The following is a 25,204-nucleotide window of genomic DNA, read 5'->3' as shown; positions in this document are numbered from 1 at the left end:
GTAACACGGTTGCAGTACGGGCATACTCTTCGTTATGCGTTCCATCTGGAAGGGTTCCATCGCCTTTGGGCTGGTCAACGTCCCGGTCAAGCTGTACACCGCGACCGAGGACCACGACATCAAGTTCCACCAGGTGCACGCCAAGGACAACGGCCGCATCCGGTACAAGCGGGTCTGCGAGGTCTGCGGCGAGGTAGTCGAGTACCGCGATCTGGCCAGAGCCTACGAATCCGACGACGGTCAGATGGTGGTGATCACCGACGACGACATTGCGACGCTGCCCGAAGAGCGCAGCCGCGAAATCGAGGTGTTGGAGTTCGTCCCGGCCAGCGATCTCGACCCGATGATGTATGACCGGAGCTATTTCCTCGAGCCGGATTCGAAATCATCGAAATCTTATGTGCTGCTGGCCAAAACGCTTGCCGACACCGACCGCGTGGCGATCGTGCATTTCGCGCTGCGCAACAAGACACGGCTTGCCGCGTTGCGCGTCAAGGACTTCAGTAAGCGCGAGGTGATGGTGATCCACACGCTGTTGTGGCCTGATGAGATCCGCGACCCAGACTTCCCGGTGCTCGACAAGAAGGTCGACATCAAACCAGCCGAGCTCAAGATGGCCGGGCAGGTGGTGGAGTCGATGGCGGCCGACTTCAACCCCGACCGCTACCACGACGACTACCAGGAACAGCTCCACGAGTTGGTGCAAGCCAAACTCGAAGGCGGTGAAGCGTTTACCACTGAGGAGCAGCCGAAAGAACTTGACGAGACCGAGGACGTCTCTGACCTGCTGGCCAAGCTGGAGGCCAGCGTGAAGGCCCGTTCCGGCGACGGCAAGGCGCCGGCCAAAAAGTCACCGGCGAAGAAGTCATCGGCCAAGAAGACACCCGCCAAGAAGACAGCGGCAAAGAAAACGGCCAAAAAGACGGCCAAGAAAGCCAACGCCTAAAAAGGCGGCGGTTCGTCGGGATCGCCGTGAAGTGTGGTGCTGATGAATCGATACACCCGTTGTCGGGTGATGCGGTCGTAGCGATTCTGGTTGCGCTCGGCGGTAATCCGTCGTGAGCGTTCCTGGGCGCGGGTCCGCCGCCGGCTCGGCATAAAGGCGGTGCGCTCACCGCAGCGGTCGTCTGGCCTACTAGGCCGTTCCGGCAGTTCGCCGGTGGGCGCGGCGAGCGTCGGAAACAGGATTGCGCTGCCTGGGCTGGTGATGTAGGTCTGGCCGGATGGCAGGGTCCAGATGACCGTGCCGTCGGGCAGCTGCTTGTCACGCCATCCCCAAAATGTCTTGAGCAGGTGATGTTTTCGGCATAGGCACTTCAAGTTTGACGGATGGGTGGGGCCACCTTCCGCATATGGGATGGTGTGGTCGACGTCGCAGTACACCGCTGGGCAGTCACACCCGGGCGCCCGGCACGTCAGGTCCCGGCACCGCACGAACTCGGCCAGTTTGGCCGACGGGATGTAGCGCGGCTCGGCGGCTGACGGAATCACCAGCGGTTGCAGTTTGGCGGTCTTCGCCAATTGCGCGACCACCTCGGCCGGGATCAGCTTGTCCGCACCGGCCATGTAGCCCGGCGAGGTTCCAGTGCCGTCGACGCTGGCCTGCTCGGCGATGATCTGGATCACGAGATTGGGGTTCCGCGGGCGACCTCGTTGCTGGCAGCACTCGGAATCGCCACAGGTGCACGCCAGCCGCTCGGCGCCGCAGACCAGGGCGTCCAAGGCGTCGGCGCGTCGCTGCGCCTTGGTCCGCGGATCAGCATCACACACCGTCGCTGCCAGCTCATCTAACCGGCGATCCAATGCCCAGCCGGTGCTGGCGAATACATTCCCGTACACCTCCGCGATGCCCGGGATCGATTCCGACACATTCAGATAGCGGTCTTTGACCTCTTTGTTGGTTCGACGGATCGCATCGGGGTCGATTTGGGCGACGATGGCGTCGACTCGCCTGGCCAGGTTGCCGCGAGTCAGCGACGGCCAGCGCGGCGCGCGCAGCGCCAATTGCGCATCGATCGTGGCCAGGGCCGTGTCGTCGGTGACGAGCGCGGTGCGATAGGCGATCACTCGAAACATCGGGTAATTGATGTCGCCGGCGGCCAGGCACCCGCCCAGCTTCGGCAGCCGCTCGCACATCACCTGGGCATCGGTCATGTAGCTCGACGCCAGCGCGCGGCTGACCCGCAGCGCCGCGGCCAACTCGGCGGCCACCGCGTCCCACAAGTCGACGGCCCAGTCCTCATGACCTTCGTATTGGCGATCCCGCAGTTGCATCAGATCGGCGATCGCATTGAGCCGCCGCGCGATAGCCTGCGTTTCACTGCGCGCCGCGGCCGATACCTGCTCGAGCAGACCGATCGACTCTTCGGTGGTCGACAACTCGGTGGACTCGAACATATGTTCGATACTACCACGAGTCCCGACAACCAGAAGAACTAGAACGTGTTACAGACACGGTGTTACGGTGGCGGCCGTGATACTCGACAAATTCCGACTTGACGACAAAATTGCGGTAATCACCGGTGGTGGCCGCGGTCTCGGCGCGGCGATTGCACTCGCCTTCGCCGACGTCGGCGCCGACGTCGTCATCGCCTCGCGAACCCAATCCGAACTAGAGGCCGTCGCCGAACAAGTCCACGCCAAGGGCCGTCGCGCCCACGTTGTGCCGGGCGATCTCGCCCACCCCGAAGTGACCGCAAAACTGGCCGATCAGGCGATCGAGGCCTTCGGGCGGCTGGACATCGTCGTCAACAATGTCGGCGGCACGATGCCCAACGCGCTGCTGAGCACCTCGACCAAAGACCTCAAGGACGCATTCACGTTCAACGTCGCCACCGCCCACGCGCTGACCACGGCCGCGGCCCCGCTGATGCTCGAGCACTCCGGCGGCGGCAACATCATCAACATCACCTCGACGATGGGTCGGGTGGCTGGGCGTGGCTTCGCCGCCTACGGCACCGCCAAAGCCGCACTTGCGCACTACACCCGGCTGGCCGCCTTGGACCTGTGCCCGCGGATACGGGTGAACGCGATCGCGCCGGGGTCGATCGCTACCTCAGCGCTGGACATCGTGGCTTCCAACGACGAACTGCGAGCGCCGATGGAAAAGGCGACGCCCATGCGCAGACTCGGCCAGCCTGATGAGATCGCCGCTGCCGCAGTATATTTGGCTTCACCTGCAGGCGCTTACCTGACCGGCAAGGTGCTCGAAGTCGACGGCGGCATCACCTTCCCGAACCTCGACCTCCCGATCCCGGACCTGTGAGGGGACTATGAGCGAAACCATTCGCGTGGCCCAAATCGGCACCGGCAACGTCGGCGTCCACGCACTGCGGGCGCTCATCACCAACCCCGGTTTCGAGCTGACCGGGGTATGGGTGTCATCGGAGGCCAAGTCCGGCAAAGACGCCGGAGAGCTTGCCGGACTTGATGTCTCGACCGGCATCGCAGCCACCACCGACCTTGAAGCGGTGCTGGCCACCAAGCCGCAATGCGCCGTCTACACCGCAATGGCCGACAATAGGCTGGCCGACGCGCTCCACGACTACCGGCGCATCCTGGCCGCCGGGATCAACGTCGTCGGCAGCAGTGCGGTGTTTTTGCAATATCCCTGGCAGGTGATCCCGCAAGAGATGCTGGCTCCACTGGAAGATGCTGCGCGGGACGGTAATTCGAGTCTGTTCGTGAACGGCATCGACCCGGGTTTCGCCAACGATCTGCTGCCGCTCGCCTTGGCCGGTACCTGTCAGAACATCCAGCAGATCCGGTGCATGGAGATCGTCGACTACGCCACCTATGACAGCGCGACCGTCATGTTCGACGTCATGGGCTTCGGCAAGCCACTCGATGAAACCCCCATGCTGCTGCAGCCCGGCGTGCTGAGCCTGGCTTGGGGCTCGGTGGTGCGCCAGCTGGCCGCCGGTCTGGGCATCGAGCTCGACGAGGTCACTGAGCGTCACGAAAGGCACCCTGCCCCAGATGATTTCGACATCGCAGCCGGGCACATCCCGAAGGGCGGCGCGGCCGCACTGCGCTTCGAGGTGCTGGGAATGGTGAACGGCAAACCTGCCGTCGTCCTCGAACACGTCACCCGGTTGCGCGAGGACCTGCAGCCGGACTGGCCGCAACCCGCCCAACCCGGTGGCTCGTATCGCGTCGAGATCACCGGCGAGCCGTCGTATGCCGTGGACATCTGCCTGAGCAGTCCCAACGGCGACCACAACCATGCCGGGCTGGTGGCCACCGCGATGCGGGTGGTCAACGCCATCCCCGCCGTGGTGGCCGCCCCGCCGGGCATCCGCACAACCCTGGACCTGCCGTTGGTCACCGGACGGGGGCTATACGCTCCGACCTGATGACTCAGGCCGCCCAGACCAGGCATAAAACCGGCTGGTATCTACTCGGACCGGCATTCGTCGCCGCGATCGCCTACGTCGACCCGGGCAATGTGGCCGCCAACGTCAGCGCCGGCGCGCAGTTCGGGTTTCTGCTGCTGTGGGTCATCGTCGCGGCGAACGTGATGGCCGGCCTGGTGCAGTACCTGTCGGCCAAGCTGGGCCTGGTCAGCGGGCGCACACTGCCGGAGGCGGTCGGGGCGGCGCTGAGTCGTCCGGCGCGCCTGGCCTACTGGGCGCAGGCCGAGATCGTCGCGATGGCCACCGACGTCGCCGAAGTCATCGGTGGGGCGGTGGCACTGCGCATCCTGTTCGGTCTGCCGTTGCTGGTCGGCGGGGTGATCACGGGGCTGGTGTCATTGCTGCTGCTGGGAATTCAGGACCGCCGCGGCCAGCAGCTGTTCGAACGGGTCATCACCGGGATGCTGCTCATCATCGCCGTCGGGTTCACGGCCAGCTTTTTTGTCGCCACCCCGCCGCCGGGCAGCGTGATCGGCGGGCTGACACCGCGATTTCGCGGCAGCGAAAGCGTGCTGCTGGCGGCCGCGATGCTCGGTGCCACGGTCATGCCGCACGCCGTCTACCTGCACTCCGGGCTGGCCCGCGACCGGCACGGTCACCCCGCTGCCGGACCACAACGGCGCAGGCTGCTGCGGGTGACCCGGGTCGACGTCGGGCTGGCCATGGTCGTTGCCGGAGGTGTGAACGGCGCGATGCTGCTGGTCGCGGCCCTCAACATGGCCGGTCGCGGCGGTACCGGTTCCATCGACGGCGCCTACGCCGCGGTGCGCGACACGGTGAACCCCACGATCGCGGTGTTTTTCGCGATCGGGTTGCTGACCTCGGGGCTGGCCTCGTCGTCGGTGGGCGCGTATGCCGGCGCGATGATCATGCAGGGATTGCTGTACCGGGCGGTGCCGCTGCTGATGCGCCGGCTGGTCACGCTGGCCCCGTCGCTGCTGATCCTGGCGGTCGGCCTCGACCCGACCCGCACCCTGGTGTTATCGCAGGTCGTGCTGTCGTTCGGTATCCCGATGGCGCTGCTGCCGTTGGTCCGACTGACCAGCGACCGGCGCCTGATGGGTCCCGACGTCAATCATCGGCTCACCACGGTCGTTGGCTGGGTGGTCGGGGTGCTGATTAGTGTGCTCAATGTGATGCTGATCGTCCTGACGGTGAAGGGCTGAATGCCGCATCGCCGTCACGCCTACTTCGCGTATGGGTCGAACCTGTGCGTAGAGCAGATGGCGCGACGATGCCCCGACGCGGCGGAGCCACTTCCGGCGGTCCTGGGCAACCACGACTGGCTGATCAACCAGCGCGGGGTGGCTACGGTCGAGCCGTTCACCGGCACCGAAGTGCACGGGGTGCTGTGGCGACTGTCCGATCACGACCTGGCCACCCTGGACAGCGCTGAGGGTGTGCCGCACCGCTACCGGCGCGACCAGCTGATCGTGCACACCGACCACGGGTCGTCGCCCGCGTGGGTCTACATCGACCACCGGGTCGATCCCGGGCCGCCGCGGCCGGGCTACCTCGAGCGCATCATCGGCGGCGCAATTCATCACGGGCTGCCGCAACGCTGGATCGACTTTTTGCGCCGATGGGATCCCGCTACCTGGCGACGGCCCGCAGCGTCGTCGACATCGCCTGCGCCGCAGTCGCTTTCAGAACTGCTGGCCGACGGTGGGGTGCTCGAGGCGAGCCGGCTGCGGTCGCGTTTCGGGTTCCTCGCGATCCACGGCGGCGGACTGGAAGAGATGACCGACGTGATCGCCGAACGCGCCGCGGACGCCGCCGACGCATCGGTGTATCTGGTGCGCCACCCCGACCGCTACCCGCACCACCTGTGGTCGGCGCGCTTTTGTCCCGAGGAGTCCGCCCGGCTCGCGGAATTCCTCGACCACGTCGACGTGACGGTGTCGCTGCACGGCTACGGCCGGATCGGGCGCGGCACCCAGCTGCTGGCCGGTGGCCGCAACCGCGCGCTGGCCGCCCATGTCGCCGAGCACCTGGACTTGCCGGGCTATCAGGTGGTGACCGACCTGGACCAGATCCCGGTCGAGCTGCGCGGCCTGCACCCGAATAACCCGGTCAACCGGACACGGAGCGGCGGCACGCAGCTGGAACTTCCGACTCGGGTGCGGGGCATCAGCCCGCGCAGCCCGCTGCCCGGAGACGACGGGCTCCCACCGGTGACGTCCGCTCTGGTGCAGGGCTTGGTGGCCGCGGCGAGATCGTGGCGCAAGAAGCCGAATGTACGCTGACGATCGCGCCGAAACTGTAGTTAGGGCGGTCGCTTCTCGCAGTTTTCCGCCCTGGCTACAGGCTCGGGAGCGGTCCGACTCCCTCGGAGGTGACTGATTAGCAAGGACTTTCGGTTTTCGATCGGCATCCACGGGTTCAGGTCACGCGCCGCACTGGTGGACAAGGCACGCCGGTTGGAGGACTTCGGGTTCGACGCGCTGCATCTGCCCGATCACCTCGGTGCGCCGGCGCCGTTTCCCGCGCTGACCGCGATCGCCCAGGCCACCACCACGGTCCGGGTGGGCACCTATGTGCTCAACGCGTGCTTTTACAAGCCGGCCCTGTTGGCGCGCGACGCCGGCGCGGTCGATCTACTCAGCGACGGCCGTCTCGAGCTCGGCCTCGGCGCGGGCTACGTGAAGGAAGAATTCGAGGCCGCTGAGCTGCCGTACCCGGCCGCACGCCAGCGCGTCGACTATCTGGAGCACGTCACCACCTATATGAAAAAGCACCTGCCGAGCGTGCCAATCCTGATCGCCGGCAACGGTGATCGGTTGCTGACGGTGGCGGCCCGCTACGCCGACATCATCGGATTGACCGGCGCCAACCCGGGCGCGGTTGCCGATCCGCTGGCCGAACGCATCGACTTCGTTCGCGCCGCTGCCGGTGACCGCTTCGAGCGGCTCGAGCTGAACCTGGCGATCACCGCGGTGCCGACCGACAACTCGGGTATGCCCGATCTGTCGTTGACCCGCAGGTATGTGCCGACGCTGTCCGATGAACAGATATTGGCCTTGCCCGCGGTGTTGAGCGGGTCGCCACCAGACATCGCCGAGCGGCTGCGCGGATACCGCGACACGTACGGGCTGACGTCGTTCACCGTGCAGGAAAATCACGCCGAGGGGTTCGCCAAGGTGATTGCGGAGCTGCGATGAGGCACTGCCGGTAAGCTGCCAGCGCACGGCCCTCGTAGCTCAGGGGATAGAGCACGGCTCTCCTAAAGCCGGTGTCGCAGGTTCGAATCCTGCCGGGGGCACTGTGTGATGTGTGTTACCTCGGGTGATACTTGACTTTGCGTCTTCGGCTGATGCCTGACAGTGTTTCGGCTGATTGTTGACAGTTACTTCGGCTGATCCTTGACACTCCCTGGATGAGGGAGTTAAGCGTGGCTGAGCAGAGGTATCACGCCGTGTTGGCGGTCATCGGCGACGGGTTGGAGGTGTCGCTGGTCGCCGAGAAGGTGTCAACTATGTCCCGGGACAGCTGTCAACTATGTCGTGAAATCAGACACTGCCGGGGGCACTTCTGTTGTGTTCTTCGATGTCGCGGTTGGGTACGTGGATGTCGCTGTCGTTGATGAGGACGTGACTTTCGTGCCGGCGGAAGGTCGGCGTGCAGGGACGCGGATGCCCGACGCTTCCGGACCGAAACTCCGGGGGTCGGCGACGTCTGGTCAGCATGATGTCTGACGGCTAGAGTTTACCCAGTCAATAATTGTAAAAATTCAAGGGTTTGGTGCTACATGTCGGCGTCGGGGCAGGCCCAAACCGTTCCAGGAAGGAGTCGGTGCAGATGAGCATTGCGGAGCGGACCACGCAGACCGTTTGGGACGGCTCTCTCGCCTCGGGTGCAGGCAAGTTGTCGAACGGGAGCAGTGGCGCCTTGGATGGCTTGGACGTGACTTGGGCTGCCAGAACTGAGCGACCCGACGGCAAAACCAGCCCCGAGGAGTTGGCCGCGGCGGCGCATTCGTCCTGTTTCGCAATGGCGTTGGCGTTGAAGTTGGATGAGAACAAGACGCCCCCGCAACAACTTGCGGTCGAATCCACCGTGACTCTGGATGAGGTCGACGGGCTTCCGACGATCACAACGTCCCGGTTGAAGGTTAGAGCTCGGGTGGCGGGGTTAGGTGCCGATGCATTCGCGGCCGTGGTGGATGACGCGGCCGCCCTGTGTCCGGTGTCGCGATTGTTCGCCGGAGCGCAGATCAGCGTCGACGCTCAACTTGCCTAGAACGCAGAATCGCATCGTGTTCTGGCTCTTGATATCCCGATCGGAATCAAAAATGACAACAGAGTCGAGCGATCGTGCTCCGGCGCAACGAATCGGTCAGGGACATCTATCGCTCTGAACACTCATGATCTCCGCACGTGACTGCAGCGGTGCCGGTGTCAACCCCCCGGATCGGAGTATTTGCGATGCACGAGTGAACCGGGGTTGAGTAGGTGACAGCAATCAGCTCTCGACCGTCACAAGGGAGAGACCGCATCGACGCCAACGCCGAAGGACGACAATCGCGGGACTTGCTGGCGCCGTTGTTACCCGGTGGTCGGCCGGTCGAATCGCCCACGGGGTACGTCGTTTTCCTGGTACACATATTCGCCAGCGCGGGTGCGCTATCCCTATATTCGCCAGCCGCTGCTCGAGATGTGGCCGAAACGGAACCTCATTGCGCCGTCTTTGGATCTTTGGAGCCACCGACGCGCATCAAATCAGACCGAGGGCCAGCATCGCGTCAGCGACGTGGATGAAGCCGGCGATATTGGCGCCGGCGACGTAATCGCCGGGGACTCCGTACTCGTCGGCGGTAGCCAGACAGCTGTCGTGGATGCGGCGCATGATGCCGGCCAGGCGTTGCTCGGTGTACTCGAAAGACCAGGAATCCCGGGAAGCGTTCTGCTGCATCTCCAAGGCGCTGGTGGCCACCCCGCCGGCATTTACGGCCTTTCCCGGCGCGAAGACAACACCGGCTTCTGTGAAACGTCGGACCGCGTCGGGTGTGCATGGCATGTTGGCGCCTTCGGCGACAATGCGGCAACCGCCGTCGATTAGCGTGGCGGCGTCAGCACCGTTGAGCTCGTTTTGGGTGGCGCTGGGTATTGCAATATCACAAGGAACTTCCCACACGGATCGGTCGCTGATAAATCGCGCCTCGCCACCACGCGCCTCGGCATAAGCGGCGATGCGTGCGCGGCGCACTTCCTTGATGTCTTTGAGTAACTCGATTTCAATGCCCTTCGGATCGAGCACGTAGCCGGTTGAGTCCGAGCACGCAATGACGATACCGCCGAGCTGGTGGATCTTCTCGATGGCATAAATCGCCACGTTACCCGAGCCGGACACCACAACCTTTTTGCCTTCGAAGGATTGGTTAGCGGACTTGAGGATCTCGTCGATGAAGAAAACCGTGCCGTAGCCGGTAGCTTCGGTACGTACCTGCGAACCGCCCCAGGTCGGACGCTTGCCGGTGATTACGCCTGATTCGTACCGGTTAGTAATCCGTTTGTATTGACCAAACAGATAACCGATTTCGCGGCTGCCGACACCGATGTCCCCTGCTGGGACATCGGTATATTCACCGATGTGGCGGTAGAGCTCGGTCATGAACGATTGGCAGAAGCGCATGACTTCGGCGTCCGAGCGACCTTTGGGGTCGAAGTCAGACCCGCCTTTGCCGCCGCCGATGGGCATCCCGGTGAGCGCGTTCTTGAAAGTCTGTTCGAAACCGAGGAACTTGACAATCCCCAGGTTCACCGACGGATGGAAGCGCAAGCCGCCCTTGTGGGGCCCGAGTGCGGAATTGAACTCGACCCGGAAGCCGCGGTTGATGTGCACCGCACCGGTATCGTCGACCCACGGAACGCGGAAGATGATCTGCCGTTCCGGCTCGCACATCCGTCGGATGACCTCTGTGTCGGTGTATCGCGGATGCTTGGCGACCACAGGTCCGAGGCTGCTGAGGACCTCGTACACCGCTTGGTGGAACTCGGTCTCGGCAGGGTCACGCCGCAGCACCGCATCGTAGATGTCATGCAGTTTCTCATCTAGCACTGTCATCGTCTGGGCTTTCTCTTTGCTGCGTGGCGAGATGGGCGGCACTGTAGTGCAACATTAATCCACCGTCAGGTTAACCGTCGGCGATGCTCATGACGGACGCAAGGCCACCGCCCGACCCGACGATGCAAGCCACCGGAGGCGGTGCTGCGTAGCGCGTTGGCGATCAAGTTGCTGGTGTTCGCACCCCACGGCGATCACCGTTGCGGCCACTCCTTCGCTGCCGAATGCATAGGTGGCGAAGGCAATTGGGACTATCGCTTTTCGTGTCCGGGACTCGGTATTCACCCCGGGCGCGTCTTGCAGCTCAGCCGCCCCCATTACTGCGCGGTGAGTTCGCCGCTCGCGCCGCGGTTTGCGTCGACCATGAGGTGGCTGAGGAAGGGGTAATGACCGGGTTCGGGGAGGGTGAACTCGACGAATCCGCCTTGTCCGGGTTGCAGGGCAAGGGCCTGGGCGGCACTGCGGCTCGGATTGTCCGGGCGGACCAGGTAAGCGCCGTCGCTGTACGCGGTGTCGAACTGGGTGCCGACGATGTGGAAGGCACTTGACCGAGTGAGGCCGGCGTCAACCACCCAGATGCGCACCCGCTCGCCCGCGCGGGCTGCCAGCGGCCGGTGGCGGTACTGGTCGTAGTAGCCGTTGAACACCACGGCATCAGGCGTGCCGCAGGTCATCTTGGTGACGTCGCCGGTCTGGGCGTTGGGCCCCAGATAGAGCTCGGATTGGACGAGTACGTACTCGGTGGACACCGGGGCGAGGTCGGGTGGGTCGATGATGACGGCGCCGTACATCCCGTTGCCGATGTGCTGGATCATCGGCGCGGTGGCGCAGTGATACATCCATGCGCCGGCATGGCGGGCGGTGAATCGGTAGACCAGACGTTGGCCGGGTCCGATCGTGCGCATGTCGCGGTCGGGGGCGACCATGCTGGCGTGGAAGTCGATGGAGTGGCCCATCGGGGTGTTGTTGATCACGGTGACCACGAAGGTGTCCCCCACCCGCCCATGCAGGGTCGGACCGGGGACGGCACCACCGAATGTCCACATCCGCTGGGTCACGCCGGGCGCCACCGAAAGCGTCTGGTCGTTGATTCCCAGTGTCACGTGATGCACCGGTGGTCCGGCTGGCGCCAAGTCAGCGGGGTATGGGCGGAAACCGGGTTCGGGGGTGGCATTCGGGTCGATCGTTGCGTCGCCGCCGGTGCTCGCGGTGGCTTCGGCAGCGAGCTGGATGGTGAGGGTCATGCCGGCCTGCTTGTGCCCGGGCACTGTGCACCATCCGGTGCGAGAGGCGTTGACGACGCCGAGGTCGAGGCGCTGACGGCCGCCCGGGTCGAGCATGCGGGTGGCCGGCCCCTCCGGGAAGGCGAGATCGTGGGGCATCTCGCCGTCGTTGGTCACGTCCAGGATCACCCGGGCGCCCCTGGGCACGGTGATCTTGCCGGGCACGATGTCGAGGTCGACCAGCTTCACCGCGATCGTTTGCACGCCGTCGCCCGTGACGTTGACGACGGCGCGGTCGTCGGCCGAGCGATGCCCGCTGACCGCGGTCAACACCACGATCAGCAACATGGCGGCGCCGACGGCGAGACCGACCAGCAGCGGACGGCGGCCGGCCCGGGCCGGTGGCGCGGCGTCGTCGGCGAGTGGCCCCGCATCGGCTGTGCCGGTGCTCATCGACGAGTTCTCCTCCTGGTGCTAACGACGCCGGCGAGGATGATGAAGCCGGCCAACGCGGCCGCGACCGGCCCCCAGCCGACGCCCGTGGCGGGCGCGGGTTGCGAAGAGGCGAAAGCGGTTACGGGCGACCGGACGTACAGACGTCCAGGCCGCTGCCGCGCCCTTTGGCCGCGGTCATAGCCCGGCGCCGCCGACTTGCCGGCAAGCCCTCCACCCCCACGCCCACACGAGGTCCGTTGACCGAATCCATCGCCACCGTGCAACAAGCTGCTGCCTGCGACGCCGACCTGCCAATCGCGGAGGACCTGCGGTGTCATGGCTGCGCCACCTCATCAAGGCGCGGATGGGATGCAACCAGCTCAGTGTCGACCCCGAGCGGTCCCACCTTGCCCGCGCCGCCGGGGGAGCCGAGTGGCTCGTCGCGGCCGGGCAGGGTGTCGGTGAAGAACCGGGCGTTGTCCTCTTGGTGGATCGACCACTTCGCGGGCAGGTCTTCCTCGTAGTAGATGGCATCCACCGGGCAGACCGGCTCGCAAGCACCGCAGTCGACGCATTCGTCTGGGTGGATGTACAGCGATCTGCCGCCTTCGTAGATGCAGTCCACAGGACACTCGTCAACACAGGCCCGGTCCATCACGTCAATGCACGGCTCACCGATCACGTAGGTCATTGCGTCTCCCTCCCGGTGCTTGCGCTAGTGACATTTTGTACTAATGTACTCGTTTAAACAAACGCAGGAGAGAGGTGACTATCGACGCGACAAAGGAGCTAACCCGGGTCCTGAGCCGGGCGCTGCGGGCTCTTGGAGAGGCCGGTCAGCCTGCGCACGCCAGCAGCCTTGCCGCGGCCGCTTGGGCAGTGCTGCGCAGGGAACGTCCGGCCGATGCGGAACGGCTCAACGGCATCCTGCACTACCTGGCGCGCCTGCCAGACCACCCCGATGCGGCACCACATAACACGAAGGAGACCACGATGACCACCGAAGATCGACAACTCGACGTCCGCAGCGAGCCACCCGCCCGCAGACACGAGCTCATCTTCGAGACCTATACGGCCCTCAGCCCGGGCGAGGGGTTCGTTCTTGTCAACGACCATGACCCCAAACCGCTGTACTACCAATTGGCCGCCGAGCACGCCGGGGCGTTCAGCTGGGAATACAAAGAGCAAGGCCCGCAAACCTGGCGGGTCCGAATCGGCCGCACCGCGCCCGATGCCGGGGCCTGACGGCGATGGCTCGTACGACCTGGCGTCAGCCGCCGGTGTCCAACGCACTGAGTCGCGCGAGCATGACGGCATGATCCGTAGGCGATCACCCTACTCGTGAATCGCCGCCCGTGGCGTCGGCCGGCCACGGGCGGCGCGCGACCTCGTGATCCGCCGCCGTCGGCGGCGGCGACACCACGAACAGCAGGATCAGCCGGCCGCCGCGGGACCGAACCCCCCGGGTGGTGCCGGCAGAGATGACAGCGATGTCACCTTGGGCAATCGGATGCGGAGCATCGTCGACCCAGAGATCTCCGACCCCCTCCAACACGGCCACTGCCAAATCCACACGCGGTGCATGCAGCGGGATTTCCTGTCCCGCCTCCAACCCGGCGAGCATCACCTTGGCCCGTTCGCTCTCGAACAGCACCTTTGGAACAAACGACTCGGCGTCGAATTCCGCGAGTTCCGCCGCGCTGCCGAACATCGCCTTCATCTCCGTCTCCGTTCGCAAAGCGTTACGTCTCACAACGGCTCACCTCGCCAGTAGGACGCCGAGTGCCGATCAGGGCCCGCAGGCGGTGGCCAGGGAAGCGATCGCCATTTCCGCTTACCTCGCAGCCCGGGTCATCGGGGTTCTGCTGGGTTGATAATAAATATGACAGATATATTAACAAAATGGGGCCGCGGTTTGTTAGCCTGTTGTCCGAACACCTGTCATTGGCTGGAATCTCGTCGGTTGTTTCTACAAGGCGTTTTGTGTGAAAATGATCGTATGCCTGTTCGAGAGTTGCTGCACGCCGACGAGAGCGCGCCGCCCGCTTTGGGTGAGAGTCGGGCCCGGGTGCTCGCCGTGCTGCAGGACGCCGGCAGACCGCTCGGCGTGAGCGAGGTGGCCACGCGCGTCGAGCTGCACAAGAACACCACCCGCTTTCACCTCGAAGCACTGGTTGAGGCTGGAATCGTCGACCGGGCCAGCGAGGAGCGCGAGCACCCAGGGCGCCCGCGCATGCTTTACACGGCCCGATCCGGCGCCGCGCGAGCCGGTAAGCGCAGCTATCGGCTACTAGCCGAGATCCTCACCAGCTATGTCGCCGCCGAGACCCCGGAGCCTGCCCAGGCCGCCGTGCAGGCCGGGCAGGCGTGGGGCCGCTACCTCGCCGACCGCCCACCCCCATTCCGCCGCATCGACGCCGATACGGCGACCAAGCAGCTCGTCGACAGCTTCGACGAGATCGGGTTCATGCCTGAAGCCATCACCACCGGACGCCGACGGCAGATCCTGCTCCACCACTGCCCGTTCCGAGAAACCGCCGAAGAACACCGCGAGGTCGTCTGCTCCATACATCTCGGTCTGACACAGGGCATCCTCGCCGCCATCGATGCGCCCATCGAAGCCGAACGCCTCGAGCCCTTCGTCGAACCCGACCTCTGCGTCGCTGACCTCACCGAACGCAAGATCGCCAAGCCAGCCAAACGCAGCCACCGTAGCTGATTCGCGCTCAGGTATGTGAGCGCGCAGGCTCCTCGCTTCCTTCGAAGCTCGTGTTCTATCTACAACTGCTTGTTTGTACTATAGATTTCGGTAAAATTATCGGGGTGACGAGTTGGTCGCTGGACGAACAAGCCCACACCCGCAGTAGAGCGGACGCAGACGAGTCCCGGCGAACGGTGCTGCATGGGACCAGCCGAATCCACGTGCTCGAGACCCTGCGCGCCGCAGGCGGGCCGTTGCCAATTACCGACCTGGCCACTCGGGTGGGACTACACCCCAACACCGTCCGCTGGCACCTCGACCAACTCGTCCAGGCGGGCTGGGTCACTCATAGGACCGAGTCCACGTCGAACCCGGGCCGGCCCCACATGCTGTACACGGCCCGATCGGACACACCCTGCTGCGGCGGCGAGAATGCGGGCTACCGACTGCTCGCCGACATCCTCGTCAGCTACCTCGCCAGAACCGATCCCAACCCGGCGTCTTGGGCCGCCGACGCGGGGCGAGCTTGGGGCCGCTATCTGACCGAGAAGCCCGCCCCGTTCGCCCGGCTCAGCCCGGCGGAAGTGACCGCGCGAGTGGTCGAGTTGCTCGAGAACCTCGGCTTCGCCCCTGAGCCGGACCAAGGCGCAGGGTTGGTCACTTTGCACGCCTGCCCGTTTCGAGAGGTTGCAGAAGCCCACCCCGAGGTTGCATGCGCGGTACACCTGGGACTGATGCAGGGCGCCCTGGCCGAGTTGGGCGCACCAGCGGAAGCGACCTGGCTCGAACCGTTTGTCACGCCCCGGCGATGCCACGCTCACCTCGATACCCGAGCCGAAGAGGTATCGACTCATGGCTGACGAACAGCACGCGGAGACAGGGCCGGTCGGCGGTCCGCTGCGGGTGACGGAGTGGCTCACCGGCAACGGCAAAATGCCAGTGCCGTGGCAGCCTCCTGACGGGTGTCTGTATCGCGATCCGCTACGCGAGGTCATCGATCCCGAGTTGGGTGTCAACATCATCGACCTCGGCCTGGTCTATGACGTCCGTGTCAGCGACGGCGTGGCCACGGTACAGATGACGATGACCACCCCGGGTTGCCCGCTCGGCGCCTATTTCGACGACGCCGTCCACGACTGCCTGTGGGGCGCGCCGGGGGTGGAGCAAGTGGACTTGCAGATCGTGTGGGATCCGCCCTGGCGGCCAGAGATGATGAGTCACGCGGCCAAAAAACAGCTCGGGTGGGCGTGATGACCCGGCCCGCCATCACGCTGACCACGCCACGGCATCGCCGACCGCTATGGGTGCCGCCACTGATGGCGGCTGCAGTCGTCAGCCTGCTCACCGGGCTGTGGGCCGGCCTGCTGCGTCTCGGTCTGGCCATCCCCACCGGCCAGCCCGGTCTCGTCGGAGCGCACGGCCCACTCATGGTGCTCGGCTTCCTCGGCACGTTGATCGCACTGGAACGGGCCGTGGCCCTCGGCGCCGCTTGGGCTTACGCGGCCCCTGCCGCGGCCGGTGCCGGCGGCTTCGCGGTCGTCCTCGGTGTACCGGGCGGTCTCGGTCAGCTGCTGCTCACCGCAGGTGGTCTGGTGTTGATCGGTGTTTTCGTCGCAGTGCACCGGATCCAGGCCTCGCTGCACAACGTGGTGCTCGCCTCGGGCGCTGCCTGTTGGGTCGTCTCAGGAGTGCTGTGGCTGGCTGGTTGGGCCATCCCGCAATTCGCGCCCTGGCTGGTCGCCTTTCTCGTCCTCACGATCGCCGGAGAACGCTTGGAGTTGTCCCGCCTCGTCGGTGCGAAAGGGGTGGCGCGCTGGCTGTTCGTCGCTGCCGCAGGCCTATTCGCCGCCGGATTGGTCGTCTCGCTTTTCCTTGAGACAACCGGGGTGCGAATCGCCGGGGGCGGTTTGCTCGCGCTGGCCGCCTGGCTCGTCCGCTACGACGTGGCCCGCCGAACGATCCGTACCCGCGGTCTCACCCGGTACATGGCCGTTGCGCTGCTCACCGGCTACGGCTGGCTCGCTGTCACGGGGGGGCTGTGGATAACGGTCGGCCGCATGGTCACGGGCCTCGCATACGACGCCATGCTGCACGCGGTCTTCATCGGGTTCGTCATCTCGATGGTCTTCGCGCACGCACCGGTCATCATCCCAGCGGTGCTGGGCCGCCCGCTCCCCTACCGTCCCATCTTCTACGTCCCGCTCGCCTTGCTGCACGCCTCCCTCATCCTGCGGTTGGTCGGTGGCGATTTCGCCGGCAACGTCACCGCTCGGCAGTGGGGCGGATCGCTCAACGAGGTCGCCCTGCTGCTGTTTTTCGGCCTGGCAGCGACCACGGTCATCATCACGCGCGGCACCCGCAGATCAACCCGCCCGCTTCGCAGACCAACTCGAACGGCCATGCCGACCAGCAGGATCCGACCAGGAGGCCAGTAGCTGTGACGCAGACCATTCTGACTATGTCTGCCATGCCCGCCCTCCCGCCGGTCGAAGCTCAAGGCCAACGGTCACGACCACCCCGACGGAAAGGTAAGGCACGCAATGAGTTTTCGCGACGACGGCAAGGTGTATCTCGAAGTCGGGATCAACGAGGCGGCCAGCAAGGAAGAAAACCCGAATGTGCCCTACGGGGCTGAGGAAACCGCTCGCGACGTGGTGGAGTGCATTCGGCACGGCGCGAGCGTGGTTCATTACCATGCCCGCTACAACGATGGCCGGCAAGCCTGGACCGATGATGAGGTCTCCCGGACCATCTTGGCTACGGCGGCCAGTGAAGTCGATCCGTTGGCCTACCCGAGCTACTCCGAAAGCCTCGAACACATCTGGGCGCTGTCCGATCGCCCGCCGACCGGTACCGGGTTGCTGTTGGCACCGTTCGACCCGGCCCAACATGTCAAGCGCGTCCTGTGGCTGGAAGATGAGAATCGATTCGGCGTGATCGGTTGTGGCCCCGACGATCCGAACAACTCACGTCCGACCTACCCACCGGAGCTGGATCGGTTCGTCGAGCTGGGGCTGGTGCCGAGCATCGCTGTGTTCAACGCGGCCGACTTGCGCTGGGTGATGCTGGCCGCTCGCATGGGGATCCTGCGACAACCGTTGAACATCAAGCTGTTCTTTTCCGATCGCTGGGTGGGCTGCAATGATCCCGACCCCGACGTCCTCGACTTCCTGATTTCACGCATCCCAAAAGGGATCGACCACGAAACCGTCGCCGTACCATATGCGATGAGCTCCGCCGAACAGTGCCAGCAACTTTGGAAGCATGCACTGGACCGTGGGCTGGGTATTCGGGTAGGAATCGGGGACTGCCCGTTGGCGTTTCCGACTATGACCAATGCCGAGATGGTCGACCACGCCGTCGGTCTCATCACCAAACGCGGACTCACCCCGGTGACACAGGACGACCTGCGCGCCAATATCGCTGCGGCTGCGGTGGACGAAGCCGAGGTTGTAAGAGTTGTCGTTGACCGAAACCGCTGCCTGGGATGTGGGGTGTGCTACTTCCATGTTCCCGAGGTCTACCAACCGGATGTCGAGGGCTTCTGCATCGTGGTCAAGCCCTACGTCCACGGCCACCTGCTGGAGAAGGCTATTGACGGGGCGGCGGGTTGCCCGGAACGGGCAATCAGGCTCGAGTTTTGGGACAACCCATCAGCTTCCGAAGGTGATCGGCCAGCGTCGAGAGGGATAACCCATGTCTGAGCCGAACTCCGACACTACGGCGGTGATGTCCGAGCAACCTGAAACCACTGATCTCACTGCTGCTATCCGGGGCGCCCTGGCCAAGGTGATCGACCCTGAATTGCGGCGTCCCATCACCGAACTCGGGATGGTCAAAAGCATCGATGTCGGATCCGACGGCAGCGTGCATGTGGGGATATATCTGACCATCGCAGGCTGTCCGAAGAAAACCGAGATCAGTGAGCGCGTCGCCCAGGCCGTCGCCGACGTGCCCGGCACCGGCGCCGTCAAGGTCAGCCTGGACGTCATGAGCGACGAGCAGCGTACGGAGCTGCGCAAGCAGTTGCGCGGCGACGCCCGAGAGCCCGTCATCCCGTTCGCCCAGCCCGGTTCGCTGACCCGCGTCTACGCGGTCGCTTCCGGAAAGGGCGGGGTCGGGAAGTCGACCGTCACCGTCAACCTTGCCGCGGCCATGGCCGCACGCGGCCTGTCAGTCGGGGTGCTCGACGCCGACATCCACGGCCACTCCATCCCACGGATGATGGGCACCACCGACCGGCCAACCCAGGTCGAGTCGATGATCTTGCCGCCGATCGCCCACGAGGTGCGGGTCATTTCGATTGCCCAGTTCACGCAGGGCAACACCCCGGTGGTGTGGCGCGGCCCGATGCTGCACCGGGCATTGCAGCAGTTCCTGGCCGACGTCTACTGGGGCGATCTGGACGTGCTGCTGCTCGACCTGCCGCCCGGGACCGGCGATATCGCCATCTCGGTGGCCCAGCTCATTCCGAACGCGGAGATCCTGGTGGTGACCACACCGCAGCTCGCCGCCGCCGAAGTGGCCGAACGCGCGGGCAGCATCGCGTTGCAGACCCGCCAGCGCATCGTCGGCGTGGTGGAGAACATGTCCGGGCTGAAGCTGCCCGACGGGTCGACGCTGCAGGTGTTCGGTGAGGGCGGCGGCCAGCAGGTCGCCGAACGGCTGTCCCGCGCTGTCGGTGCGGACGTGCCGCTGCTGGGCCAGGTTCCGCTCGATCCGGCGTTGGTCGCCTCCGGCGACTCCGGCGTGCCGATCGTGCTCAGCGCTCCCGACTCGGCGGTGGGCAAAGAGCTGCGCAATGTCGCCGACGCGTTGTCGTCACGGCGCCGTGGCCTGGCCGGCAGGTCTTTGAACCTGAACACCGTCCGCCACTAATCTCACGACCCGACCCGCTCACTTCGCGGCGGAGTCAGACGGCGCGGGGAAACGGCAGCCCGTATTGGCAACCAGCATCGTGCCCTCCACCGCGCACTGGCTCGCACGTCTACCCAACCGCGTCGCGGTGCAGTATGGTTTATACAAGAGCGATTTGGAAAATTCGTGCGCACGGAGATACCCGATGGCGGCGAGCTGATGACATCCCAAGCACCTCCCATAACGGGGCTCCAACCGCGGCGTCCCTTCCCGCCGCGGATGGGCCCCAAGGGCAACCTCGTCTACCGGCTGGTGACCACCACCGATCACAAGATGATCGGCATCATGTATGTCGTCACCTGCTTCGGCTTCTTTTTCATCGGCGGGCTGATGGCGCTGTTGATGCGCACCGAACTCGCTGCACCGGGTTTGCAGTTTCTGTCCAACGAGCAGTTCAACCAGCTGTTCACCATGCACGGCACGATCATGCTGCTGTTTTATGCCACCCCGATCGTGTTCGGCTTCGCCAACCTGGTGCTGCCGCTGCAGATCGGCGCACCGGATGTGGCGTTCCCGCGGCTCAACGCGTTCTCCTACTGGTTGTTCTTGTTCGGCGGGTTGATCGCGACGGCCGGGTTCATCACACCTGGCGGCGCCGCCGACTTCGGCTGGACCGCCTACACCCCGCTGTCGGATGCCGTTCACGCACCCGGCGCCGGGGCCGACTTGTGGATCATGGGCCTTGCGGTCGCCGGTCTGGGCACGATCCTGGGTGCGGTCAACATGATCACCACGGTGGTGTGCATGCGGGCGCCCGGCATGACGATGTTCCGGATGCCGATCCTGACCTGGAACATCCTGATCACGTCGATTTTGGTGTTGCTGATCTTCCCGCTGCTGACCGCGGCACTTTTGGGTTTGGCTGCCGACCGGCATCTCGGCGCTCACGTCTACGACGCCGCCAACGGCGGAGTCTTGTTGTGGCAGCACCTGTTCTGGTTCTTCGGTCACCCCGAGGTGTACGTCGTGGCGCTGCCGTTCTTCGGCATTGTCAGCGAGATCTTTCCGGTGTTCTCGCGCAAACCGATCTTCGGCTACACCACGCTGGTCTACGCGACGATGTCGATCGCGGTGTTGTCGGTCGCGGTGTGGGCGCACCACATGTTCGCCACCGGCGCCGTCCTGCTGCCGTTCTTCAGTTTCATGACATATCTGATCGCGGTGCCGACCGGGATCAAGTTCTTCAACTGGATCGGCACAATGTGGAAGGGCCAGTTGACATTTGAGACACCGATGCTGTTTTCGGTGGGGTTCGCGGTCACCTTCTTGGCGGGTGGCTTGACCGGTGTGCTGCTGGCCAGCCCGCCGCTGGATTTCCACGTCACCGACACCTACTTCGTGGTCGCGCACTTCCACTACGTGCTGTTCGGCACCATCGTGTTCTCGACGTTCGCCGGGGTGTACTTCTGGTTCCCGAAGATGACGGGCAGACTGCTCGACGAGCGGCTGGGCAAGCTGCATTTCTGGTTGACGTTCATCGGTTTTCACACCACGTTTTTGATCCAGCACTGGCTGGGTGACGCGGGAATGCCGCGCCGCTACGCCGATTACCTGCCCACCGACGGCTTCCAGACGTACAACGTCATCTCGACGATCGGCTCGTTCATTCTCGGTGCATCGATGCTGGTGTTCGCGTGGAACGTGTTCCGCAGCTGGCGTTACGGCGAGCCGGTCACCGTCGATGACCCGTGGGGCTACGGCAACTCGCTGGAGTGGGCGACCAGTTGCCCGCCGCCGCGGCACAACTTCCACGAGCTGCCCCGTATCCGCTCCGAGCGACCGGCCTTCGAGTTGCACTATCCGCACATGGTGGAACGAATGCGGGCGGAGGCTCACATCGGCCGCAGGCACGGACCGGTGTCCACCGTGCCATGACCACAACGCCGAGGATCTGTTAGCAAGACCTCGTTGCCCAATCGTGCCAATCGACGCGAGTAGGGTTCACCAAGGTCGGCCTCGTGTCGTTCGGGCGGGCCCAGCCGAGTTCAGTGATGAACTGGGAGACGTTCGCGCGGAGGCAGAGGTCGAACGAAACACCCTGAGGGCCAGGCCAATACTCGATGACCTACCCATCAGCGCAAGGCCCCTGCCGGCCTCTTGCCATCGTCGTTCGGCTACGAGCAAGGCTAATCCGAGAACCAATCCAAGTATGTCCTTCTAGGACAAGCACATGTGTTGGCGGCAGCGTTGGCATCGACTTGTACTCGATGCAGGGCATCCGTCGACTTCCCTCGCGCTCGCGATGTCCAGCAGCCGCGGTGGTCGATGAAGCGTCGTTCGCCGGCCAGCCAGCCCTCGGTGCCGACCCTGGCTTAAACGTAAACTTCGCAGCATGACGCAGACGTCTGGTCCACGTACCCGGTTTGCCAGCGCACAGACGGCAGCTTGCGGATCAGGCGTCATGGTCGTCCAGCCATTCCGCTACCCTTTCGCCGTGCCTCATCCGTGCCCCCGCGTGTTGGAACAGAATGAAGACGCATGCACACGCTTTGTTCCCCGTGGCCGAGCAGATAGGCAGTAAATCCACATGAGCACGCACGCACCGACCGACGTCTTGCCGGCGCCGGTGGAGGTGGTGCGCGAACGCCTGCCGTTGTGGATCCACCGGATGGCGGTGCCGATCATCCTCGCCTGGGTGGCCGTCACGGTGCTGCTGAACGTCGTCGTCCCCCAGCTGGACACCGTAGGCAAGATGCGGACGGTTTCGATGAATCCGCACGATGCGCCGTCGATGATCGCCATCAAGCGCGTCGGGGAGGTTTTCCACGAATTCGATTCCGACAGCTCGGCGATGATCGTGCTCGAAGGCCAACAGCCACTGGGCGATGCGGCACACGAGTACTACAACGAACTGGTCGCCAAGCTGCGCGCGGACAAGAAACACGTCGAGAATGTCCAGGACTTCTGGAGCGACCCGCTGACCGCGGCGGGTTCGCAGAGTCCCGACGGCAAAGCCGCCTACGTCCAGGTCTACCTGGCCGGCAACCAGGGCGAGAGCCTGGCCAACGAGTCCGTCGAGGCGGTCCAGCACATCATTAAAACGATCCCGCCGCCGCCCGGGGTCAGCGCCTATGTGACCGGGGATGCGCCACTGCAGGCCGATCAAATGATTGCCGGCGACCGCAGCCTCGCCCTGATCACCGGGCTGACCTTCTTGGTGATCACGGTGATGCTGCTGTTCGTCTACCGCGCGATCAGCACCGTGTTGCTGGTCATGACAATGGTCTTTTTGGAGTTGGCGGCCGCGCGCGGTGTGGTGGCGTTTTTGGGCTACCACAACCTCATCGGGCTCTCCACGTTCGCGACCAACCTGCTGGTGATGCTGGCGATCGCCGCTGCCACGGACTACGCCATCTTTCTGATCGGCCGCTACCAGGAGGCGCGCGGCGCCGGTCAAGATCGTGAGTCGGCGTTCTACACGATGTATCGCGGCACCGGCCACGTCATCTTGGGCTCGGGGCTGACGATCGCCGGCGCCACCTTCTGCCTGCGGTTCACCCGGATGCCCTACTTTCAGACCCTGGGTGTGCCGTTGGCCATCGGCATGCTGACCATGGTCGCCGCCGCGTTGACGCTCGGTGCCGCCGTCGTCGTGGTGGCAAGTCGGTTCGGCTTGCTGGAGCCCAAGCGGGCCATGCGGATCCGCGGCTGGCGCAAGATCGGCGCCGTGGTGGCCCGCTGGCCCGGGCCTGTGCTGGTGGCGACGATCGCGGTCGCGTTGGTCGGGCTGGTCACGCTGCCCGGCTACCGACCCGGGTACAACGATCGCAAGTATCTGCCGGCCGATATCCCGGCGAACCTCGGCTACGCGGCGGCCGACCGGCATTTCTCCCAGGCCCGGATGAACCCGGATCTGCTCCTGGTCGAAACCGACCACGACATGCGCAACCCGGCGGATTTTCTGGTGATGGACAAGGTGGCCAAGGCCGTGTTCCACACCCCGGGGATCGGGCGGGTGCAGGCCATTACCCGACCGTTGGGCACCCCGATCAACCACGCGTCGATCCCGTTCGCGCTCAGCATGCAGGGCACCACCCAGCGACTCAACGAGAAATATCAACAGGACCGGATGGCCGACCTGCTGGTCCAGGCCGACCAGATGCAAAAGAACGTCGACTACTTGGAAAAGATGCTGAGCATCACCAAGCAGATGGCCGAGGTCACCCATTCGACCGTGGCCAAGACAACCAAGACGGCGGCTGACGTGGCCGAAATCCGGGACCAGATTTCGCAATTCGATGACTTCTACCGGCCGATCCGCAGCTACTTCTATTGGGAGAAGCACTGTTTCGACATCCCGGCGTGCTGGGCTTTGAAATCCCTGTTTGACACTCTCGACGGCATCGACATCACCAGCGACGATATTCAGAGCCTGGTGCCGGACTTGCAGCGGCTGGATTCGCTGTTGCCGCAGATGGTCGCGTTGATGCCGGAAATGATCGAGAGCATGAAGACCATGAAAACCATGACGCTGACGATGCATCAGAGTCAGAAGAGCATGCAGGACCAGATGCAGGCTATGACGGAGAACCAGTCGGCGATGGGGCATGCGTTCGACGAGGCCAAGAACGACGACTCGTTTTATCTGCCGCCGGAGGCCTTCGACAACGATGATTTCAAGCGCGGCCTGAAGATGTTCCTCTCACCCGATGGGCATGCGGTGCGGATGATCATCTCGCACGAAGGCGAACCCATGTCGCCGGAGGGCATCTCGCGCGTCGAGCCGGTCAAACATGCCGTGCACGAGGCCATCAAAGGTACCCCGTGGGAGGGTTCCAAGGTTTACCTCGGCGGCGCGGCGGCCATGTACCACGACCTGGCGGCGGGCACCATGTACGACTTGCTGATCGCCGGGATCGCTTCGCTGTGCCTGATTTTCATCATCATGCTGGTCATCACCCGAAGCGTCATCGCGGCAGCCGTGATCGTCGGCACCGTGGTGCTCTCGCTCGGCAGCGCATTTGGGTTGTCAGTGCTCATCTGGCAGCATCTGGTTGGACTCGGCCTGGATTGGTATGTGCTGCCGATGGCAGTCATCATCTTGTTGGCGGTCGGGTCGGACTACAACCTGCTGCTGGTGGCGCGGTTCAAAGAAGAAATTCATGCCGGGATCAATACCGGCATCATCCGGGCGATGGGCGGCAGCGGCTCGGTGGTCACGTCGGCTGGTTTGGTGTTCGCGTTCACGATGTCGGCCATGGTGGTCAGCGAGCTACGCGGCCTCGGCCAAGTGGGCACCACCATCGGGTTGGGTCTGCTGTTCGACACGCTGGTGGTGCGCTCGTTCATGACACCGTCCATCGCCGCGCTGCTGGGACGCTGGTTCTGGTGGCCGCAACGGGTGAGTACCCGACCGACGCCGCTGGTCGCCACGGGTATTGATGACGTGTCGGACGACCGTGGCCAGCCGCACGTCCATGCTCTGCGATAGCCGCGAGGTTTGCCCGTCG

The 25,204-nt window shown here is 64.5% G+C and carries 21 protein-coding genes, 1 tRNA gene and 1 pseudogene; 18 read left to right on the top strand and 5 right to left on the bottom strand.

The genetic code is table 11. The annotated features are described in order from the left end of the window. Positions 1-34 precede the first annotated feature (34 nt). The gene (gene ku / locus MSP7336_RS10335) at positions 35-946 is read left to right on the top strand and encodes a non-homologous end joining protein Ku (protein WP_069396180.1); all 912 of its coding nucleotides are present in this window, start codon (positions 35-37) and stop codon (positions 944-946) included. Here ku and MSP7336_RS10330 read toward each other — a convergent pair. Further along, on the bottom strand, positions 943-2,397 hold the full coding sequence (locus MSP7336_RS10330; RefSeq protein ID WP_113963640.1) for an HNH endonuclease signature motif containing protein: 1,455 nt from the start codon (positions 2,395-2,397) through the stop codon (positions 943-945). The two genes, ku and MSP7336_RS10330, sit on opposite strands and share 4 nt — an antisense overlap. Before the next feature lie 76 nt (positions 2,398-2,473). Between MSP7336_RS10330 and MSP7336_RS10325 the strand changes: the two genes are divergently transcribed. From MSP7336_RS10325 to MSP7336_RS24660, 8 genes and pseudogenes are all read left to right on the top strand, one after another. Then, a complete protein-coding gene (locus tag MSP7336_RS10325) occupies positions 2,474-3,265 on the top strand; it encodes an SDR family oxidoreductase (RefSeq protein ID WP_069396785.1) in 792 nt (263 codons plus the stop codon). 7 nt (positions 3,266-3,272) lie between these two features. Further along, positions 3,273-4,355: an NAD(P)H-dependent amine dehydrogenase family protein gene (locus tag MSP7336_RS10320; protein ID WP_069396772.1), complete on the top strand. Its 1,083-nt coding sequence runs from the start codon at positions 3,273-3,275 to the stop codon at positions 4,353-4,355. Then, positions 4,355-5,581 carry an Nramp family divalent metal transporter gene (locus MSP7336_RS10315; RefSeq protein ID WP_069396771.1) on the top strand — a complete coding sequence of 409 codons (1,227 nt, stop codon included), beginning with the start codon at positions 4,355-4,357 and terminating at the stop codon, positions 5,579-5,581. The genes MSP7336_RS10320 and MSP7336_RS10315 overlap by 1 nt, the downstream gene beginning before the upstream one ends. Next, positions 5,582-6,661, top strand: a complete 1,080-nt coding sequence (locus MSP7336_RS10310; RefSeq protein ID WP_113963639.1) for a poly-gamma-glutamate hydrolase family protein — start codon at positions 5,582-5,584, stop codon at positions 6,659-6,661. A 96-nt stretch (positions 6,662-6,757) separates the two neighbouring features. Beyond that, on the top strand, positions 6,758-7,576 hold the full coding sequence (locus MSP7336_RS10305; RefSeq protein ID WP_069396769.1) for an LLM class F420-dependent oxidoreductase: 819 nt from the start codon (positions 6,758-6,760) through the stop codon (positions 7,574-7,576). Positions 7,577-7,604: 28 nt separating this feature from the next. Further along, positions 7,605-7,677 (top strand) — tRNA-Arg (locus tag MSP7336_RS10300). Between the two features lie 536 nt (positions 7,678-8,213). Beyond that, positions 8,214-8,654 carry an OsmC family peroxiredoxin gene (locus tag MSP7336_RS10295; protein ID WP_113964862.1) on the top strand — a complete coding sequence of 147 codons (441 nt, stop codon included), beginning with the start codon at positions 8,214-8,216 and terminating at the stop codon, positions 8,652-8,654. 333 nt (positions 8,655-8,987) lie between these two features. Further along, positions 8,988-9,074: pseudogene (locus MSP7336_RS24660) on the top strand (molybdopterin-dependent oxidoreductase); the annotation flags it as partial. Positions 9,075-9,128: 54 nt separating this feature from the next. On the opposite strand, the gene gdhA reads toward MSP7336_RS24660, so the two are convergent. From gdhA to fdxA, 3 genes are all read right to left on the bottom strand, one after another. Next, positions 9,129-10,478 carry an NADP-specific glutamate dehydrogenase gene (gene gdhA / locus MSP7336_RS10290; protein ID WP_113964861.1) on the bottom strand — a complete coding sequence of 450 codons (1,350 nt, stop codon included), beginning with the start codon at positions 10,476-10,478 and terminating at the stop codon, positions 9,129-9,131. Between the two features lie 317 nt (positions 10,479-10,795). Next, positions 10,796-12,154 (bottom strand): multicopper oxidase domain-containing protein, encoded by a 1,359-nt coding sequence (locus MSP7336_RS10285; protein ID WP_113963638.1) that lies wholly within the window; start codon positions 12,152-12,154, stop codon positions 10,796-10,798. A gap of 316 nt (positions 12,155-12,470) precedes the next feature. Next, positions 12,471-12,827, bottom strand: coding sequence for a ferredoxin (gene fdxA, locus MSP7336_RS10280; RefSeq protein ID WP_113963637.1), 357 nt, complete (start codon positions 12,825-12,827; stop codon positions 12,471-12,473). A 74-nt stretch (positions 12,828-12,901) separates the two neighbouring features. Between fdxA and MSP7336_RS23980 the strand changes: the two genes are divergently transcribed. After that, a complete protein-coding gene (locus tag MSP7336_RS23980; protein ID WP_220178571.1) occupies positions 12,902-13,381 on the top strand; it encodes a DUF2249 domain-containing protein in 480 nt (159 codons plus the stop codon). 85 nt (positions 13,382-13,466) lie between these two features. On the opposite strand, the gene MSP7336_RS10270 is transcribed toward MSP7336_RS23980, so the two are convergent. Beyond that, positions 13,467-13,856 (bottom strand): cupin domain-containing protein, encoded by a 390-nt coding sequence (locus tag MSP7336_RS10270; RefSeq protein ID WP_113963636.1) that lies wholly within the window; start codon positions 13,854-13,856, stop codon positions 13,467-13,469. Positions 13,857-14,135: 279 nt separating this feature from the next. On the opposite strand from MSP7336_RS10270, the gene MSP7336_RS10265 reads away from it, so the two are divergent. The 8 genes from MSP7336_RS10265 (at position 14,136) to MSP7336_RS10230 (ending at position 25,185) form a co-directional block, all read left to right on the top strand. Further along, positions 14,136-14,855: a helix-turn-helix transcriptional regulator gene (locus tag MSP7336_RS10265; RefSeq protein WP_113963635.1), complete on the top strand. Its 720-nt coding sequence runs from the start codon at positions 14,136-14,138 to the stop codon at positions 14,853-14,855. Positions 14,856-14,959: 104 nt separating this feature from the next. After that, positions 14,960-15,697 (top strand): helix-turn-helix transcriptional regulator, encoded by a 738-nt coding sequence (locus tag MSP7336_RS10260; RefSeq protein ID WP_220178570.1) that lies wholly within the window; start codon positions 14,960-14,962, stop codon positions 15,695-15,697. Further along, positions 15,690-16,088: a metal-sulfur cluster assembly factor gene (locus MSP7336_RS10255; protein WP_220178569.1), complete on the top strand. Its 399-nt coding sequence runs from the start codon at positions 15,690-15,692 to the stop codon at positions 16,086-16,088. The genes MSP7336_RS10260 and MSP7336_RS10255 overlap by 8 nt, the downstream gene beginning before the upstream one ends. Continuing rightward, on the top strand, positions 16,088-17,272 hold the full coding sequence (locus MSP7336_RS10250) for a hypothetical protein (RefSeq protein WP_220178568.1): 1,185 nt from the start codon (positions 16,088-16,090) through the stop codon (positions 17,270-17,272). Before MSP7336_RS10255 ends, MSP7336_RS10250 begins: the two co-directional genes overlap by 1 nt. A gap of 105 nt (positions 17,273-17,377) precedes the next feature. After that, positions 17,378-18,541, top strand: a complete 1,164-nt coding sequence (locus tag MSP7336_RS10245) for a 3-keto-5-aminohexanoate cleavage protein (RefSeq protein WP_113963634.1) — start codon at positions 17,378-17,380, stop codon at positions 18,539-18,541. 25 nt (positions 18,542-18,566) lie between these two features. Beyond that, complete coding sequence (locus MSP7336_RS10240; RefSeq protein WP_425325769.1) at positions 18,567-19,715, top strand: Mrp/NBP35 family ATP-binding protein; 1,149 nt, start codon at positions 18,567-18,569, stop codon at positions 19,713-19,715. Positions 19,716-19,913: 198 nt separating this feature from the next. Further along, entirely contained in the window at positions 19,914-21,629 is a 1,716-nt protein-coding gene (ctaD, locus tag MSP7336_RS10235) for an aa3-type cytochrome oxidase subunit I (RefSeq protein WP_113964856.1), read from the top strand. 652 nt (positions 21,630-22,281) lie between these two features. Beyond that, positions 22,282-25,185: an MMPL/RND family transporter gene (locus tag MSP7336_RS10230; protein ID WP_113963632.1), complete on the top strand. Its 2,904-nt coding sequence runs from the start codon at positions 22,282-22,284 to the stop codon at positions 25,183-25,185. Positions 25,186-25,204 lie beyond the last annotated feature (19 nt).

It is taken from the genome of Mycobacterium shimoidei, assembly GCF_900417275.1.
GTDB classification, from domain to species: Bacteria; Actinomycetota; Actinomycetes; order Mycobacteriales; family Mycobacteriaceae; genus Mycobacterium; species Mycobacterium shimoidei.
Note: the sequence above shows the minus strand (reverse complement) of the source record. Positions and strands in the feature narration are given on the sequence as shown.